Raw genomic sequence first — 19,097 nt, 5'->3', positions numbered from 1 at the left:
TTTCACTTTATTTCATGCTTTTTTGAAAGGGTGTTTTAAATGGAAAAAAAAGTATCTGCCATTCCCCAGCCGAAAACATATGGACCGCTGGGTAATCTCCCATTAATCAATAAAGATAAACCGACTCTATCGTTTATTAAGCTGGCGGAAGAGTATGGTCCCATTTTTCGAATTCAAACTTTAAGTGATGCCATAATTGTCGTTTCTGGACATGAACTGGTAGCAGAAGTTTGTGACGAAACGCGGTTCGATAAAAGCATAGAGGGTGCTTTAGCGAAAGTTCGTGCTTTTGCTGGAGACGGATTATTTACTAGCGAGACTCACGAGCCTAACTGGAAAAAAGCTCATAATATTTTGATGCCTACATTTAGCCAACGGGCAATGAAAGATTACCATGCCATGATGGTCGATATTGCTGTACAACTCGTTCAAAAATGGGCAAGACTGAATCCGAACGAAAACGTAGATGTTCCAGAGGATATGACTCGCCTTACGTTAGATACAATTGGTCTATGTGGTTTTAATTACCGATTTAATAGCTTTTATCGTGAGACACCTCATCCTTTTATTACTAGCATGACCCGTGCTCTAGATGAGGCGATGCACCAATTGCAGCGGCTGGATATAGAAGACAAACTTATGTGGAGAACGAAACGTCAATTTCAGCATGATATCCAATCTATGTTTTCTTTAGTAGATAATATTATTGCTGAACGTAAAAGTAGTGGAGATCAGGAAGAAAATGATTTACTTTCCCGTATGTTAAATGTGCCAGATCCGGAAACTGGTGAAAAATTAGATGATGAAAACATTCGTTTCCAAATTATCACTTTTTTAATAGCTGGGCATGAGACAACAAGTGGATTGTTATCTTTTTCAATTTACTTTTTATTAAAGAATCCGGATAAATTGAAAAAAGCCTATGAAGAAGTAGACCGTGTTTTGACAGATGCTACTCCAACATACCAACAAGTTATGAAACTGAAGTATATACGGATGATTTTAAATGAATCACTGCGTCTATGGCCTACCGCTCCAGCATTCAGTCTCTATGCAAAAGAAGATACAGTGATTGGCGGGAAATACCCAATTAAGAAAGGAGAAGATCGTATTTCTGTTCTTATTCCACAGCTACATAGGGATAAAGATGCATGGGGAGACAATGTGGAAGAATTCCAACCTGAACGATTTGAAGAGCTGGATAAGGTTCCTCATCATGCTTATAAGCCATTTGGAAATGGCCAGAGAGCATGTATCGGTATGCAATTTGCACTTCATGAAGCCACTCTTGTAATGGGAATGCTTCTTCAACATTTTGAATTAATCGATTATCAAAACTATCAGCTGGAAGTAAAACAAACATTAACGCTAAAGCCCGGCGATTTTAAGATTAGGATTCTACCCCGAAAACAAACTATTAGCCATCCTACTGTTCTTGCACCTACAGAGGACAAGCTGAAAAACGATGAAATTAAGCAGCACGTTCAGAAGACACCTTCTATTATTGGGGCCGATAATCTTTCACTTCTTGTTCTGTACGGCTCGGATACAGGTGTAGCAGAAGGTATTGCAAGAGAATTAGCGGATACAGCTAGTTTAGAAGGAGTTCAAACGGAAGTGGTAGCTCTTAACGATCGAATTGGAAGTTTGCCAAAAGAAGGAGCGGTACTTATTGTGACTTCTTCTTATAATGGAAAACCGCCAAGTAATGCAGGGCAGTTTGTGCAATGGTTGGAGGAACTAAAACCGGATGAGCTAAAAGGGGTTCAATACGCAGTTTTTGGTTGTGGAGATCATAATTGGGCTAGTACCTATCAACGGATTCCAAGATACATTGATGAGCAGATGGCTCAAAAAGGAGCAACAAGATTTTCTAAACGCGGAGAAGCAGATGCAAGTGGTGATTTCGAGGAACAGCTCGAGCAATGGAAACAAAGTATGTGGTCTGATGCAATGAAGGCATTTGGATTGGAGCTCAACAAAAATATGGAAAAAGAGCGCAGTACTTTGAGTTTGCAATTTGTCAGTCGTCTTGGAGGATCTCCTCTTGCACGAACATATGAAGCAGTTTATGCATCTATACTAGAAAATCGTGAACTCCAATCATCCAGTAGTGATAGAAGTACACGACATATCGAGGTATCCTTGCCAGAAGGCGCTACATATAAAGAAGGAGACCACCTTGGAGTGCTGCCAGTTAATAGCGAGAAAAATATCAACCGAATTTTAAAACGTTTTGGATTAAATGGGAAGGATCAAGTTATACTGAGTGCAAGTGGACGAAGTATAAATCACATACCTTTAGACAGTCCTGTTAGTTTATTGGACCTTCTTAGTTATAGTGTCGAAGTTCAAGAAGCAGCCACTCGTGCACAAATACGAGAAATGGTAACATTCACAGCATGTCCTCCTCATAAAAAAGAATTGGAAGCATTGTTAGAAGAAGGAGTTTACCATGAAAAAATACTAAAGAAACGGATTTCAATGTTGGACCTTCTTGAAAAGTATGAGGCTTGTGAAATCCGATTTGAACGCTTTTTAGAACTTCTTCCTGCGCTCAAACCGCGTTACTATTCTATTTCAAGCTCTCCACTCGTTGCACAGAATCGTCTGAGCATTACGGTCGGTGTTGTTAATGCGCCTGCATGGAGTGGGGAAGGGACATATGAAGGAGTCGCTTCTAATTACTTAGCTCAGCGTCATAATAAAGATGAGATTATCTGTTTCATTCGAACGCCACAATCAAACTTTGAATTACCTAAAGATCCAGAAACACCAATTATTATGGTTGGTCCAGGTACTGGAATTGCACCATTCCGTGGATTCTTGCAAGCACGTCGTGTTCAAAAGCAAAAAGGTATTAACTTAGGAGAAGCACATCTATATTTTGGTTGTCGTCATCCTGAAAAAGATTATCTTTATCGTACAGAACTAGAAAATGATGAAAGAGATGGATTAATCTCTTTACACACAGCTTTTTCTCGTCTAGAGGGACATCCAAAAACATATGTACAGCATTTAATAAAACAAGATAGAATCAATTTAATTTCGTTATTAGATAATGGAGCTCATCTTTATATATGTGGTGATGGAAGTAAAATGGCTCCGGATGTAGAAGATACCCTTTGTCAAGCGTATCAAGAAATTCATGAAGTCAGTGAACAAGAAGCAAGAAATTGGTTGGATCGTGTGCAAGATGAAGGGCGATATGGAAAAGATGTTTGGGCTGGTATATGAATGTTTCTTAATTAGATACATATTAACTAATGAACTTCTTTCGAATGAATTTCACTTTATTAGTATAGTGTATTTAGATGAATAGTGATTAACCGGACTATTTAGTATCTACTAAATAAAAAACAGGACCTGATATGCATCTATCGGGTCCTGTTTCACATAGACATTATACATCGATATTTTCCACGCATTATCAATGTTTGTAATGTAGTTAGCCTTTTGAGTCAGCTATAAAATCAGATATTATTTTTTCAATATCGAAAGGAGTAATCCCTTTATCCAAAGAAAAAATGCTTTCTGCTTCTTCGATGTCTTGAACGAGTTCACCTCTAGCTTCAATATGTAATCGGAACAAGTCATATAAATTCGGTTTAACTAAATTAGTTAAAGCCTTTCCAACTAGTATCATACCTTTTTGATTAGCCTCGATGGTATTATCATAAGTTAGATCTCTTGTAAGAGACAAATCTGTCCAAATCAATTTTCGTTCCTTTAAGTCTAAAATAACTGGAATAGAGATTTGGGTGTCGGCAGTAATATCCACTTTATCTTGAACAGTAGAAGGTTCAAATATTTCACCTGAACCAGGATATTGACGAACCATCCAACCAGTAAAGCATTCTGGTAAATCTTTATACGGTTGGTCTGTGTAAGAAAGCAAAGTCATGACTACATAGCGTGCACCATATTTCAGCACAGACGGAATATCGAAATCAATGAATTCAGATGCCCCCTTTGGTGCAGAAGTAATATCTCCGCTATGGTAGGCTTTGAAATTTTTTGAACGTAAGTTCGTGAAGGATACATGTTCTTTGTATTGCCAATCTTCGTCGTACATTGCAGCAGATAAATCAATGTCAACACGTCCTGTATGTTGTCCATTCACATAGCCTTCTTTCCACCATAGGAAAAAACGAATCGTATCTCCTTCTGGCAAATCTACTTTACTTCCTCGAGATAATGTGCGAAGCGCTTTGCTGGCTGAACGTTGAGAGAAGGGAACTAAGTGATTTTTTAACTGTTCATCCAAAAATACTTTTCCGAGACTTGGAAGTTCTGCGAAGCGATTTTTTAAAGTATCTTCACACATTTTTACAATCATTAAACAAATATCCTCTGAGATAAATGGAAGTGTATTTTCAATACCTATAGCTTTTGCTACATTTCCCTTTGGAAAAAAGGTGCGAAATTCATTTTTATCATTTCGATGCTTAAAATGAGCTGTGAGTTGAAGTAATACAGGAGTAGAAACGTTTCCTATTATACTTAGAAAATCTTCGAGAATATTGAAAACATCTGTTGACTTATCACTACATAAACGGATTAAATGATCCAAGCGTCTGGCAAATTCCCCCGGGCGAGTTTTTAAAAGATTTTTTGCTGTCATGATATCACGATTCAACAAAGCTGCTTCTATTTTTCCATTAAATGTTTCAACTTTAATGTTGTTGCGAAGAATCTCAAATGCTCGGTGAGTTTTTGGGAAACGAGTATGATATTCTGCTGGATGAAGAATTTCACCTAAACGAATCCAACGTTTTTTGTATCGAAGCATATCTTCGGTAATGTTTCCGCATTGCTCTAACAATCCTAAAAGGAAGCGTCTTTCTGCTCGGTTAAACTTCTTGAATCGGACGGAGGATGCTAAACTCACATCCCCTTCAGATAAAGCAACTGCAAGGCGAAGAACATCAGTTGCTGTTTTAAAATACTTTGCAGCAGCATCGGCTGATATTTTTCTGTTTATTAATAAAACCCCAATTATAAAAGACATATTTTCCTTATGAGGAATTACATTAGGTAGAAAACAGGAAACATCTTCAGTGTGTGTAATAGCCCATTCTACATCCGTCTTATCAGTTGAGGAAATAGAGCTGTTTGCACTAATCAATTGAGAAATCATTTGATTGAAATCTTCTTCACTTCCTAAGTCAATAACTTTCAAATCAACTCTATCTAAAAGAGGGAGTCGTTCTTCTACTTTTGATACAGGTAGGCGCAACGTCACATAATGAATAACGGCATTGATATATAAATCAGCGTCACTTAAATCCATCATTTGTTGCGGAAAGTTTGGATACATAGGAGTAAACTGAATATGTGCACCAACCATTTCTTTTAAATGTTTTACCAACTCTTTGTAAAACGTTGTGAATGCATCAACCGAAAGTGTTTGCAACTCTTCTATTAAAGGCTCGGAAAAAGTAAATCCTAAACTTTCCAAGTTTTTTAAAACAGTGGCTAAATAAATGTTCGGTAGTTTATTTTCTTCTCTTTTTATAATTACTTTCAAACTTCTTCTTATATAAATAGAATTTTTCATGAGAACGCCATCTATTCACGCCTTATAAAAGAGGGGAATAGTCTGACTGTCCTCCTTTCAGTGGTAGATTTTTATTTTTATATGTATAAACACAATAATTGTAGAAAAATGCACAGAGGGTACATAGCTATTTTTTAGTGAAAAATTAGGGGTATAACATTTAGTTGTTAAGTGGTAATTTGTTAATTAAGAAAAGAAAACCTCTACATCAATGGTTGATAAACTAAAGTTTATGCAATCCCAAAGAAGAAAGAGGTTTTATAGTCTAATTATTTTTCATAGGGAATTGACAACTCTAAAACAATTTGAAATTTCTACAAAGAAGGAAGAATTGTCATAGCCTATGTGTTTAGCAGGAAAGTAACATCCCTATTTCGCCAAAGAAGTTAGAAGGAAGGAACGTCATAGCCTGCTTTATTAGTATATTCTCTTGCGAAGAGCAATTCAAGTATACTGTCTGATTTTTTATATTTTTCTTAAAGGGGAATTTTCATGATTATCCCGCATTAACGGGTAGCCCGATTAGTGAGGGTGATTAAAGTTTCACTTTATAAATAGGGAGACCATCACATGCCTTTTTTATAATACTATTACGGGAGGATTTTTATTTTTGATATATTATACCATTTATTTAATGGTATAATATGGTGTTAGTTCTATGGAATGGAGTTGAATGAGTATTATAAATACAAAAGGTGAAATTAAAAAAACAAAAAGAAAAGTATTACTAACTATAATTACTATGTTAGTAATTATAATTGGGTTTGGATATTGGAAATTTTTTAGTTTGCAAGGTGTTCCAAAAGGGGAATTCATTCGAACAGTGAAATCTCCAGATGGAAAATATCTCATCAAGACTTATTTTCATAATGCAGGATCATTAAGTGCGGATGCTGTTAGGGGTGAATTAGTTAACCTTGATACAGATTCAGAGAAAAATATATATTGGAATTATCCAGATACCGATCCATATATTGAATGGGTAAATAAGAATATTGTTAGAATTGGAGATCAAACTTTAGATATTTCACAGAAAGAAACCTATGATTGGCGTGATGATGATAAGCACGTTAAAGAAATGCCTAAACAGTTTAGTAGATAAAACAAGAAAATTTAAATTTATTTAATCTTATTCGTTTAACTATAGATAGGATTATATGAGTGAAAAAGTCCATTTAGATCTTCTAAATGGACTTTTTTAGGTTTCTAGATACGACTACTGATAAAAATGGAACAAACTTGTTACTTAAGTTGTCTATTAAGTATACGTATAAAACAGGTGTTCATGATAATTCGCTCATTTTATCCCGCTATTTGCCAGGAAGTAAGATCCCCACCACAAAATTCAGCGAAAGTAAAGAAGTTAGGTGGGGGCCCTGCTGCCCGTAAAAGCCCGATTGGTGAGGGCTGATTAAAGTTTCACTTTATGGAAAGTGAGATGCAAGAAGAGTGATATCCGATAGACTTTTTCATTGTGTCGGTATGTATAACACCTAGAAAAACTATATATTCTTGAAAGAGGTTGAAAATGTATGATAGTCTTAAACAAGTTTTTTAACATTTTACATTACAAAAAGATGGTACCTGTAGTATTTCTTTCATGTGCAACGCTTATAGGCTGTTCCGATGGTAATACTCAATCTGAATCATCTAAACAAACAAAACAAACAAATCAAACCAAACAAGAAACTACCGGTAATGATTCTTTTGTTAAACTTGAAAAAGAATTTGATGCTAAACTCGGTATTTATGCATTGGACACTGATACGAATCAAACCGTTACTTATCAATCAGATGAACGGTTTGCATACGCATCTACCCACAAAGCTTTAGCTGTGGGAGTACTTTTACAAAAGAAATCAATAGAAGATCTAAATCAAAGAGTTTTGTATACCCGTGAAGATCTTGTTAATTATAATCCAATTACAGAAAAGTATGTTGATAGTGGTATGACCCTGAAAGAGCTTGCAGATGCTTCTCTTCGATATAGTGATAATACTGCACAAAATCTTATTCTTAAACAATTAGGTGGACCTAGTGAATTCAAAAAATCACTAAGAGAAGTAGGAGACACCGTTACAAATCCTGAACGTTTTGAACCAGAATTAAACGAAGTACATCCAGGAGACGTACATGATACTAGTACCCCAAAGGCATTAGCTACTAGTCTTCAGGCTTTTACGCTAGGAGATGTACTTTCAACTGAGAAACGGGATTTATTAATAGATTGGATGAAAAGGAATACTACGGGAGACAACTTAATTCGTGCTGGAGTTCCAGGAGGATGGGAAGTAGCTGATAAGACGGGATCGGGATCTTATGGAACCAGAAATGATATCGCAATTATTTGGCCACCAAATAAAAAGCCAATTGTTCTTGCGATACTTTCTAATCATGATAAAGAGGATGCTAAATACGATGATAAGCTTATTGCAGAAGCAACCAAGATAGTGTTAGATGCTTTAAAAGTGACAAATAAATAATAATAGTAACTAGTTATTATTATTTTCCCGGTTTTTCGTCACAATATTGTGAGTCATGATTTTGCTAGCGGATTAATGTTTATGGTGTTCTTCGTTGGAATTGCATTTTTAGCAATAATGGCAAGTTGCTTAATGTTTAAAGTTCTGTCGGGAGCATCAAAAGATGTGGCTCGTTATCAAATGCTTCGTAAAATTGTTGTCCGCCGAGAATTATTAACAAAATCAATCTATAAAGAGTTATTCTTCATATTTTTATTCCCAGCAATTATAGGGATTACTCATATATCAGTTGGTATGAACATGTTTAGCCCTCTTTTAATCGATCCGTACTCTCGCATTTGGTTACCACTTGTTATTTTTGTAGTAATTTACTCGATTTAGTACTTAACTACAGTTCAATTATATAAAGGAATAGTACTCCCGAAAAAAGATTAATGTAATGATGCTATTTGCCGGACAGTAAGCCCCCCCACCTCAAAATTCAGCGGAAGCAAAGAAGTTAGGTGGGGGCGGGCTGCCCGTAAAAAACCGATTGGTGAGGGCTGATTAAAGTTTCACTTTATCCTTTACTGTATCTTGTAATTACATTTTACCTTGCTATAGAGAAACAAAAAACATTTTTCTTATTCAATAATTCCAATTTCTAGAGCCTTTTGAACAGCTTCTTCTTTGTTACGGACTCCTAGCTTTGTATAAGCTGTAGAAGCATAATTTCTGACCGTACCATTTGACAAATATAACCTTGATGCTATGGTAGTGTATCGAAGTCCCTTTGCTACTAGCTGTAATATTTCTATCTCTCTAGCTGTTAGCTCATAAGCGGTTGCTTGTGGTGTCTCTTTTTGCTTATCAAACTTCTCAAATATTTTTTGAGACATTCCCTGATCAATCAGTGTCCCACCTTTGTGAATAAGTCGGATCGTATTAGCTAGCTCCAACGTTTCAATAGATTTGAGTAAAAAACCATCCGCACCGTTGCGAAGCGATTCCAACGCCTGTTTGGTATCTTGAAACGTTGTAAAAATCAATATGCGGATATGTGTCCATTGTTGCTTAATCTTTTTGGTTGCTTCGACTCCATCCATTTGCTGCATATCTAAATCCATAAGGATAACATGGGGTTGAAGGCGCCCGCACAAATCTATGGCTTGATTGCCATTCTCGGCCAAACCCACTACATTTAAATCTTCATATCTATCGAGTAGTGTCCTCAAACTTTCTCGAACAAACGGCTGGTCGTCTACAATTAACAAACGAATAAGTCCATCTTTTATTTCAGTTTGTCGCGGTACGGTACATGTAACAAGCATTCCTTCATCCGGCTTTGTATATACAGACAATTGACCTTGCAAATTCATTGCTCGTTCTTTCATCGCATTCATACCGAAGCCTTCCTGCCATTCTACATTTCCTTTTCCATTATCTTGAACTTCTAATCTCGTATATTGTTGTTCAAACTGTAATGAAACTATAATTTCAGTTCCTTGACCATGACGTACTGCATTTGTAAGGGACTCTTGTAAGCAACGAATGAACGCTATCTTCGCTTGCCGAGACAATTCATATTCCTCTCCGTATGCCCGAAAACTTACATTAACTTGAGCGTGCTCCTGAAATTCGACTCCAAGATTTTGGAGAGATTGAATTAAGGAAGGCGATTGACACGGAGACTCCATTTGATGTAGGTAACCTCTCACGTCCTCGATGCTTTTACGTCCCATTTCAAGCAGAGAATCTAGCCTCTGTATACCCATTTCAGTAGCAAGTTCGGTGCGCAACGTTTCCATTCCCATAATAATAGAAGTATAAGCGTGACCAACTGTATCATGAAGCTCACTCGACAGTCTGTTTCGTTCTTCCGCCAGTGTAATGCGTTCAATCTGAGACATATATTGCTCAAGTACCGCGTTTTGTTTACGAATTGATTCATTTTGCTTATGATTGACGATTAATAAATGAAAAGCGAAGCCCATTACATATGCGAATCCATAATAGGTGACCATAACCCAATAGCTATTACTTGGCGCAACCGCATAGAAAATTCCAGTCGTTATAAAAACTGTTATTGGAGCTGTCCAATAATAGGACAAATGCTTACTATTTGCAGCAATTAGAAACACCGATATAAGAAATGTGTTGTAAGCTTCCGGAAATAATGAGGTTAAATATATACATAGTCCACCATATAGCAGTATTTCTGTGAACAAATAATATTTATAATTGAATAGTAAGGCTACCCATGGAATTGAGAAGGCAATAATTTCCCAAAGAATAATAATCCAAAGTGGTAATGTTAAACCATTTTGAAAATTTAATGTAGCTAGGATGATAGATACACTAGTAAGTAGACGAATCCCTAACATAATCCAATCATACCAAAACCAATACTTAACCATATCTAACAAGTCATTTACCCCCTAAATAGCCTGCCTTTTTACTTCCTATATTATAATTTAATCTTTCATGTCTTATTATACTTTTTAATTTAAAACTGTGATACTACTCACAGACTGTAAACCTCTATTGATTTAGTTGCCGAATCATACTACGTGTATAGCCCCCGATTTTCTTTGTCAAACCATCTACTATTCTAATACTTATGGCGGTAAATACTATACCCATAAACATTACAAAGAGTGATTTGGCAAAAGTATCTATCTGTATGAATATAATATTCATATCGATGTATCGATACAGTAGTGGTGCCAACAGGAACATAAGTGGCATTACATAAAAAATGATTGCACTAATGAGACTGAAAATGCCAATCACTAATTTCTGCATTAACCAAAAGACAGCAGACCAAGTGCGACGATCTGTAAGCACTAATTTCACCTGAGTCCAGTTTGATGTAGCCATTTTTATACTTTTATCGTAAGAGTCGGTCGAAATATCAGTATAAATTTTCGTCTGTATGCGCTCGAATTGGATAAAAGGTGTCGTAGTCTGTAGTACGCGTATAACTAGTGGAATCCCAATTACCGTAAATGAAAGGGTAAAACTGAATAGCAGAGCTATTAGATAAAAACAAAAATAAAATAATCCTGTAACGAAAGTTAGCAATAAAAAATAACCATTCTGGATGAATCTTGATTTCATAAAGTTCATCGCTCCTATCTATGTAATAACCGAATCATACTGCTTTTTTTGTCATTCTCACTAGTGTAAAAGTGTCATATGACAGTTTTAAATGAGATTGAAAAGGGGGGAGAACAGCTTACTTCTAGTTAAAAAAGATCCTTTTATCCCGCTATTTGCCGGGCAGTAAGACCCCCACCTCAAAATTCAGTGGAAGCAAATAAGTTAGGTGGGGGATGAATAAAATCCCGACTGATTAAAGTTTCACTTTATTAATCCTCCACAAAAAAACCGTTTTTGCATCTGCAAGAACGGTTTTTTTGTACTTTTATTTAATATGAGATGGACTTGTTTTTCGAATATGAAAAATAATATCAAATTGCTCAAGCAATGAAGTATCAAAGTATACCGAACTGTTCGGGAGGATTTGTCCTCCTATACTTAGTAATGGTCTTTTTGCTTTAACCCATTTCTCTGCTTGTCCTTTAAGGTGACGGTTATCCAATAAAAACATTTTATAGGGCACTTTTCCGAGAGTATAATTGAAACTTTTTACATCTTGTGGAATAGCGTCTGTTGTAATCTTACCTCCGGTGGAAGGATTATATTCGCTATATAAGGTGAAATTCCCCTCCGTAGTTGTACTACCAATTGTGACATAATTATTGTCTAAACGTTCCTTTAAAAACTGCCCCGCAACATCAGGGTATAATTGTTCATCGATAATTCCTTTAGCTATATGAATATTGTGTCCCCATACCATCGTTTTACCACCAAATGTCTCTTGTGCCCACATTGCATGATCGGCCAAGTATTGCTCATGTAGCTTTATTATACTTGGATAGTCGTTAGGAAGTAGCATTGTGGTAAATTTCTCTATTGCACTTGCCGTTGCTTTTACCCACATGTACTCAGGTGAAACTATTTCTGTGTTGGCTTGCTCATTCTCATCATTTAGTAATCGGGCTACTCTCTCAGCGTTTGCTTTGAACTTCTCTTTCAATTCAGGAGTAAGTTTCATATATTCTTGTATACTTCCAGTAAAAGACGATAATTCTTTATAATTTTCTTCTACTTCTGCAAGCAAATTTGGTCGATGTACCCTTACATAATCAATTACTTTATTAAAGCTACCTTGGTCCAACGTTTTTAAGTCGATTCCAATAAATTGGATCTTCTTTTTATTGGATGGATTAGCATTATAATCTTTCATCCACTCAATCATGGCTATAATTTCATCAGTAGGATATAACAAATTTAAAAATTCCCTAGGGTTTCCTTTTCCTGTTTGGATATATTCATTTAGCTTTAAGCCGTTTCCCCAATCTTCTTCCATTGTGAAATTTGTAAAGCCCATCTCAGTAACCAAATATTTCACAAGGCGAAACTTCATAGTGAAAATTTCAGAGCTTCCATGAGTATTCTCTCCTAATCCTACATATTGTGCGCTCCCAATCATTTTCTTAAGTGGTTTTAAATCTTCAAATGGTTTTGACGGTTCTATCGTTTTTAATGGGTTAGCCTGTGATTGTATTGATTTAACTATATTTTTTTGGAGTGATTGACCTGAGTTTTCGACTGCTACAGTTTGAGCGTTTCCTACTTCCCCACATCCTGTGACTAATAAAGCTGTACTAACCATTGCAATCATTTTTTTCTTATTCATTTTTGCTCACCTCAATTGAATTATTTGTAAAAGCAAGATTGATTCATGTACTTACACGAATTAATTGCCTTAATTCAATTGTTATTTATTCCATATCATATTTTCTAGTTACATATTGTCATAAGGTTAATTGACACAAGTCATAGGCTAATCATTACACTTTTGTACTATCGGCTATGACACCTTATAAATAATAATTACATTGTTGAGCCGCAAGTAAGATTAGATTATGAATTTGGGAGGGATTGTAAAGATGAATGAATCTGTATGCCAAAATATTTTTATTCTAAGTTGTAGCTGTTGAAATGACAGGAAGTAAATTTAATAAACAAATGAATAAAAGGGGAAGGGCGGATTACAATGTTGTTACACGGAGAAGCATTGCATAATAAAGATAAAATCCAACGTGCTAAAATAGGACTTCAACTCTTTCTAAGTATCTTAACCATTACTTCCATTATCCTAAATGTAGTAGTAATGGTTACTAACAGTATGCCGCTTATTGTGGTATATATGTTTACCCCAGCATTTTCTTCTATTTTGACTCGCATAATACTGAAAGAAGGGTTTAAAGATGTATCTTTTAGTCTCGGTAACTTAAAGGTATGGAAGGGGATTGGTTTTGCTCTGCTAATACCTATGATTATTTGTGGAATTACTTATTCTATCTCCTGGTTGAGCGGAATTGCGGGGTTTCAGCATCCCGAAGGTGGTATGTTAGAACCGATCTACAATATACTTGGACTTCAGTATCTACCGGAACCAATCAGTTTCATTTATCTAGTAGTATTGAGCGGCGTTTTAGGAAGCTTGCTTAACTTAATCCCAGTTTTAGGAGAAGAAATGGGCTGGCGAGGTTATATGCTCACAAGGCTAATCGATGCAGAGTTTTCACGGCCTATCCTTATTAGTGGATTGATTTGGGCAACGTGGCATGTTCCAATTGTTATCGCTGGTCTATATGTAGAGGGAACATCTGTCTTTCTTTCAGTACTTGGCATCTATTTTTGTATTGTGCCATTCAGTTACATTACAGCTTATTTACGACTTATCACAGGTAGCGTTTGGCCTTAGGTTATCATCCATACTACTTGGAATGCCATTATTCAAGGACCTTTTGCACGTGCAAGTACAGGATATCAAACTGAGATTTGGATTGGAGAATCTGGCTTGATAACCGCTATTATTATCTTGGCTACTGCAATAATTATGTCTCGAATCGTAAATTTTACTAAATAGCATACGGATGTGTTTTAAATAAAATTGGTGCAATATGCCAAGGAGAAATAAGATGCTCCTAAAAATATTAGAAAAAATCTAGTTGAACGGACTCTTACTTAATCTTAGGCTGTTGGACATGTGGTGATACCCCATCGTCATCAAGCTAAGAAAATAAAGTTGGTTGCCATAAAAAACATAATGTTTTCATTTTAAGGCTATGAGATGAAATTTCATCATCTTCATCACGTTTGACCTTCAGGAAGTAAAAAGTTAAGCGATTATACAAATACTCTAACTGAAAAAACGGTATTCTTTCTATCTAAGATGTAGAAGGACTATCGTTTATTTTTTTGACAAAATTAGGGGGTGATGTTCATAAAATGGAGAATATAATTCGTATTTTACGTAAAGAGGAAAAATTTTCCGAATAAGATTTAGCTAATTTTCTTGATGTATAACGATTGATTGAAATTTCATTTTATAACTTGTAAAGGGCTGTGCAATGCATCGTACTATTAAAAAATCTAAATTTAATCATTAAATTGCGATAAAATGTGGTCGGAAATAATGAAATTTTAGGAAAAATAAGGTACACTAGTCTATGATTTTAATTGAAAATCGTTTGACGTTAATACATACGGGGGAAAGATTGATGAACAACAATACAACAAATGAATCAGTTGAAGAAATTGATCAAAAACGAGTAAGATCAAACAAACGTTATACAAATTGGAAGTTTATCGCAGCGGGTATTGGTGTAATTGCACTTCTTATTGGGGGAATGAGTTATTACCAGGCAACTCACTTCAATTCGAATGTTACAATTAATGACACAAAAGTTGGTGGTCTGAGCGCTGATCAAGCAATACAAAAATTAAAGACATCTGGACTAGCAAACAAAGTCTATGTTGATCAACAACAAATTTTAGATGAAAAAGATACAAAAACGGAACTTACGGAAAAAGATTTGCCTCAAATTAAGAAACTATTAAAAAGCCAGTGGACATTTTTCCCCTCTTCAAAGGGGAAAAATTATTCATTGCTACCAGAGAAGGCAGATCAGTATCGTAGTGAAACGATGAAAAAACTTGTGGAAGAAAAGCTCATCTCTATGAATGAGAAATTAAAAGCGCCTCAAGATGCTATGGCGAAGCTAGAACAAGGGAAAATTGTTATTTCGAAAAGTGTGGAAGGAAAACAGTATGATGTTACTAGTCTACTGAAAGATTATGATAAGCAAAAATATAAAAGCGAAATTCATCTGAAGTCTGCATACATAAAACCTATTAAAGAAGACGATCCGATTGTCAAAAAAGAGGAGAAAGCACTACAGAATCTTCTTGGGCAGTCTGTTGAGTATAAAGTGCAGGATGAAGTTTATCCTTTAAAAGCGAAAGATTTAATTCAAAATGCCTCTATGTCAAAGGATATGAAAGTTACAATTGATGCGAGTGACATTAAGAAGAAAATTACTGAAATTAATAATGCCAAATCAACATTAAATAAAGATTTCTCATTTAAAACTCATTCCGGTTCAGTCATATCAGTAAAAGGACAAGGATACGGCTGGGCACTAGATGTTGAAAAAGAAACTAAACAAGTTCAACAAGCCTTTGAGAAAGGCGAAAAATCGCTTTCTGCTTCTAATATTCACGGAAATGGTTGGGAGAAGGAAGGTATCGGTTATAAAACAACATCGAATAATGGCATCGGAGACACGTATGCAGAAGTTTCAATTGCAGAGCAACAAATTTGGATTTACAAAGATGGAAAATTAGTTGTTACAACAAATGTAGTAACTGGTAAACATAGTACTGGTGAAGATACATCACCAGGTGTGTGGTACGTTCTATATAAACGAACACCATACACGCTAAGAGGTAGCGCAGTAGGAAAAGCTGATTATGCGGTTAAAGTAGATTACTGGGTTCCATTCACAAATAGTGGTCAAGGATTCCACGATGCTGGCTGGCGAAAAGACTGGGGAAATAACGCTTATTTAACAGGAGGATCAGGTGGATGTGTGAACCTTCTTCCTAATGTTGCAAAAACTGTATATGATAGTTTGAACACTTATGATCCAGTTATCGTGTACTAAAAAATAGCTACGTATCAAGAAATAAACAAAGCAGGAAATCTTACCTGATGGTATATGAAAAAACACCTCTTGCATTCGCATACTAAGTGTGCAAATGCAATGGAGGTGTTTTTGTTTGAATACAAGAGTGTATTTCTTATAAGAAACAAAGTAGGAAGAGGTTAAGAATAAGTATTCAAATAGTCAATAAAATTGACAATGAATATCATTTTCACTTAATATAGAATCGTCGCATTTAATTAGACATGAATTTTTTGTTAATATAATAGATTTCTATTAAGTTGTCACATGTAAGAACTATCATTAAATCTTTTAAGAATTTAAATGTAGGAAAGGGTAATATAAAATGAACTGGAAAAAAGGCGGATTATGGGTTATTATTTTTTTCGTTGTAAAAGGCACAATTTCTACACTTTTAATCGTTACAGGTGCTAAATATTTTGATCTATCATTTATGCAACTTATCTTATTAATTCTGACCTTATTAGTGATTTCTCTAATAAGCCGAAAATTGCTGTATAGACATAAACAAAACAAAAAGCAAAAAGAGCTAAATATATAATGGAGCCCCAGAGACCGTTGGATTTCTGGGGTTTTATTTCGATAGTTTTTTCGCATGTATATCAATTTAACAGAATAGGTTGTCCAAAATGATAAAATCGATGATGTTTAAAATGCGTCAGTTATTTTTACATAAGGATTGTAGAGAGCCTTTAAATATCAATCTTTATTTTGAAGCGACAGACGCGCATGAATTATGCTCTTTTTTCAATTGGTAGTTTAAATGTAAAAGTACTGCCTTCTCCTAATTCACTTTCAACTGTAATTTCTCCTCCGTGTAGTTCGACAATCCATTTTACCATAGACAATCCTAAACCTGTGTTTCCGATGTTTGAAGATGTTCGTGCTGCGTCAACTCGATAGAAGCGGTCCCATATTTTAGTAATATGTTGCTCGCTGATGCCTATACCATTATCAGAGACTTTACCTATTATGTTGGTTTCATCACGGAATAGTTGCATATTCACAGTTCCACTCGCTTTGCTATATGCAATTGCATTCGTTAGTAAATTCATTAATAAACGCATCATCAATGTTTGATCTGCTTTTATAAACAGGTTTTCCTCTATATTAGTTGTTATATCAATCGAAGCCTCTTGCACCATTAATGAGAGCTCTTCTACGACGATTTCCGTTAATTCACTCATATTGATACATTCAAATTGGAAAGTATTATGTTTTCCTTGGTCAGCTCTTGCTAATAATAAGAGTTGGGAGAGTAGAGCGGACATTTTACGTGATTGCTTCAAAATGACTTCTAACGATTCTTCCATTTCTTTCGGATTATTCCTCTGTGATAAAGCGTATTCGCATTGCGAAATAATAACAGATGTTGGTGTTCTTAATTCATGAGATGCGTCAGATGTAAATTGTTTTTCACTTTCAAATGATGTCTCCAATCGCTCGAACATTTTGTCAAAGGTTTGGGCTAAATGATACATTTCATCTTTTGGTGAACCTTGTAAATGAATTCTTTTCGAAAGGTCTTTACCATCACCAATTTTACTAGCTGAATCACTCATTTGTTGCACAGGTCGAAACGCTCTTTGCGTAATAAAATATCCTCCCGCTGCCGCAATGAGAATAAGTAATGGGAATGAGATGAGTGTTATGACAATAAGTGTATTCATCGTTGAAGATAATTGGCTCATGGTCATTATTCCACGAATCCAGACTTGCTCATCGTCGCCTCCATTATGGAGAAAATCATATACAATCCATTCTTTATTACCGTCTTTAATGGTTTGTATTTCATCGGATTTAAGCGATACCTTTTTATTAAAGTTTGTAGGACTATTTCCTGCTAGCAGCTCACCTTGTTTATTATAAATACTTATATTTACGCCATCTTCTAAGGCTTCAAAATCATCGTCCATCTTTAAGTGTCCATGCTTATATTCGATATCTTCCATGCTTTCTTTTACTGTGCTCTTCAATTTATCTTTCATATTAAAAAGCAAAACTTTATCTGAAGAAGTTAAAATAAAAGCTAACACGAGTGCCATAATAATTACAATTAACCCCGTATACCACAGGGTTACTCTCATTTTTATTGATAGTCTTTTCATGATTCTACTCGCAATACGTAACCAGTTCCTCGCACTGTATGAATTAACTTCGTTTCAAACTGGCTATCAATTTTTTTACGAAGATAGCGGACGTAAACATCAATAATATTCGAGCCACCTTCATAATCGTAATTCCACACATGTTGCTCAATTTTATCTCGTGTCAGCACAACTTCTTTATTACGAATCATATATTCTAAAATAGCAAATTCTTTACTGGAAAGAGTGATAACTTGGTCTCCTCTTGTTACTTTATGCATATTGCAATCTACCACTAGGTCAGCGATTTCAAACACATTAGATGTATTTCCTGTTTTTCTTCGCATTAACACTCGAATTCTTGCTAACAGTTCATCAAAAGCAAACGGCTTTACTAAATAATCATCCGCACCTAAGTCGAGTCCTGTTACGCGATCATCAATTGTATCTTTAGCTGTAAGAAGCAAGACAGGAGTTGCATTATTGTCCGCGCGTAATCTTTGTAATACGCGTAAACCATCTATTCCGGGAATCATAATGTCAAGGACAATCAAATCGTAGGTAGCCATGTTTATATAATCCAAGGCATCTTCTCCATTCCCACATGCATCGACACTATAATGTTCTGCATTTAATCGTTTCACCAATATATTTTGTAAGTCTTGTTCATCTTCGACAATAAGAACTCGCATTAACATTCTCCTTTTCTTCTTATTAATATGTATCACTATAATTCAAAAACATTAAAGAAAGATTAGAAACGATTTAATTATATCATTTTATCCAGCATTAACGGACAGTAAGACTCCTCCTTCAAAATTCGGCGAATGCGAGGGAGTTAGGGGAAGTCGGGCTACCCGTAAAAGTCTTCACTTTATTTTTT

11 protein-coding genes and 2 pseudogenes are annotated in these 19,097 nt (G+C 35.4%); 7 read left to right on the top strand and 6 right to left on the bottom strand.

The genetic code is table 11. The features are described 5' to 3' along the window. Positions 1–39: 39 nt before the first annotated feature. On the top strand, positions 40–3,237 hold the full coding sequence (cypD, locus tag MR143_RS09920; protein ID WP_000412786.1) for a bifunctional P-450/NADPH--P450 reductase: 3,198 nt from the start codon (positions 40–42) through the stop codon (positions 3,235–3,237). Between the two features lie 211 nt (positions 3,238–3,448). Here cypD and MR143_RS09915 read toward each other — a convergent pair whose 3' ends face one another. Beyond that, positions 3,449–5,560: a TerD family protein gene (locus MR143_RS09915; RefSeq protein ID WP_000798030.1), complete on the bottom strand. Its 2,112-nt coding sequence runs from the start codon at positions 5,558–5,560 to the stop codon at positions 3,449–3,451. A gap of 673 nt (positions 5,561–6,233) precedes the next feature. Here MR143_RS09915 and MR143_RS09910 point away from each other — a divergent pair. The 3 genes and pseudogenes from MR143_RS09910 to MR143_RS09900 all read left to right on the top strand — a co-directional run. Continuing rightward, positions 6,234–6,662: a DUF5412 domain-containing protein gene (locus MR143_RS09910; protein WP_000022535.1), complete on the top strand. Its 429-nt coding sequence runs from the start codon at positions 6,234–6,236 to the stop codon at positions 6,660–6,662. A 430-nt stretch (positions 6,663–7,092) separates the two neighbouring features. After that, entirely contained in the window at positions 7,093–8,043 is a 951-nt protein-coding gene (gene bla, locus MR143_RS09905) for a class A beta-lactamase (protein WP_000636470.1), read from the top strand. A gap of 45 nt (positions 8,044–8,088) precedes the next feature. Next, positions 8,089–8,424, top strand: a pseudogene (locus MR143_RS09900) (ABC transporter permease); the annotation flags it as partial. A gap of 242 nt (positions 8,425–8,666) precedes the next feature. Here MR143_RS09900 and MR143_RS09895 read toward each other — a convergent pair. From MR143_RS09895 to MR143_RS09885, 3 genes are all read right to left on the bottom strand, one after another. Continuing rightward, positions 8,667–10,448: a response regulator gene (locus tag MR143_RS09895; protein ID WP_242280726.1), complete on the bottom strand. Its 1,782-nt coding sequence runs from the start codon at positions 10,446–10,448 to the stop codon at positions 8,667–8,669. 115 nt (positions 10,449–10,563) lie between these two features. Next, the gene (locus tag MR143_RS09890; protein WP_002181390.1) at positions 10,564–11,142 is read right to left on the bottom strand and encodes a sensor domain-containing protein; all 579 of its coding nucleotides are present in this window, start codon (positions 11,140–11,142) and stop codon (positions 10,564–10,566) included. A 307-nt stretch (positions 11,143–11,449) separates the two neighbouring features. Beyond that, positions 11,450–12,787: an erythromycin esterase family protein gene (locus MR143_RS09885; protein WP_199717633.1), complete on the bottom strand. Its 1,338-nt coding sequence runs from the start codon at positions 12,785–12,787 to the stop codon at positions 11,450–11,452. A gap of 360 nt (positions 12,788–13,147) precedes the next feature. Here MR143_RS09885 and MR143_RS09880 point away from each other — a divergent pair. The 3 genes and pseudogenes from MR143_RS09880 (at position 13,148) to MR143_RS09870 (ending at position 16,668) form a co-directional block, all read left to right on the top strand. After that, positions 13,148–14,026 (top strand): annotated as a pseudogene (locus MR143_RS09880) (CPBP family intramembrane glutamic endopeptidase). 634 nt (positions 14,027–14,660) lie between these two features. Further along, a complete protein-coding gene (locus tag MR143_RS09875; protein ID WP_001064078.1) occupies positions 14,661–16,106 on the top strand; it encodes a L,D-transpeptidase family protein in 1,446 nt (481 codons plus the stop codon). A 346-nt stretch (positions 16,107–16,452) separates the two neighbouring features. Beyond that, positions 16,453–16,668 carry a hypothetical protein gene (locus MR143_RS09870; RefSeq protein ID WP_001104104.1) on the top strand — a complete coding sequence of 72 codons (216 nt, stop codon included), beginning with the start codon at positions 16,453–16,455 and terminating at the stop codon, positions 16,666–16,668. Positions 16,669–16,861: 193 nt separating this feature from the next. On the opposite strand, the gene MR143_RS09865 is transcribed toward MR143_RS09870, so the two are convergent. Together MR143_RS09865 and MR143_RS09860 are read right to left on the bottom strand one after the other, a co-directional pair. Then, a complete protein-coding gene (locus tag MR143_RS09865) occupies positions 16,862–18,235 on the bottom strand; it encodes a sensor histidine kinase (RefSeq protein WP_002164094.1) in 1,374 nt (457 codons plus the stop codon). Beyond that, positions 18,232–18,906: a response regulator transcription factor gene (locus MR143_RS09860; protein ID WP_001264528.1), complete on the bottom strand. Its 675-nt coding sequence runs from the start codon at positions 18,904–18,906 to the stop codon at positions 18,232–18,234. Before MR143_RS09860 ends, MR143_RS09865 begins: the two co-directional genes overlap by 4 nt. Positions 18,907–19,097: the final 191 nt, after the last annotated feature.

The sequence above is a fragment of the Bacillus cereus group sp. BfR-BA-01347 genome (assembly GCF_022663835.1).
In the GTDB taxonomy this organism is placed as follows: domain Bacteria; phylum Bacillota; class Bacilli; order Bacillales; family Bacillaceae_G; genus Bacillus_A; species Bacillus_A thuringiensis_K.
Note: the sequence above shows the minus strand (reverse complement) of the source record. Positions and strands in the feature narration are given on the sequence as shown.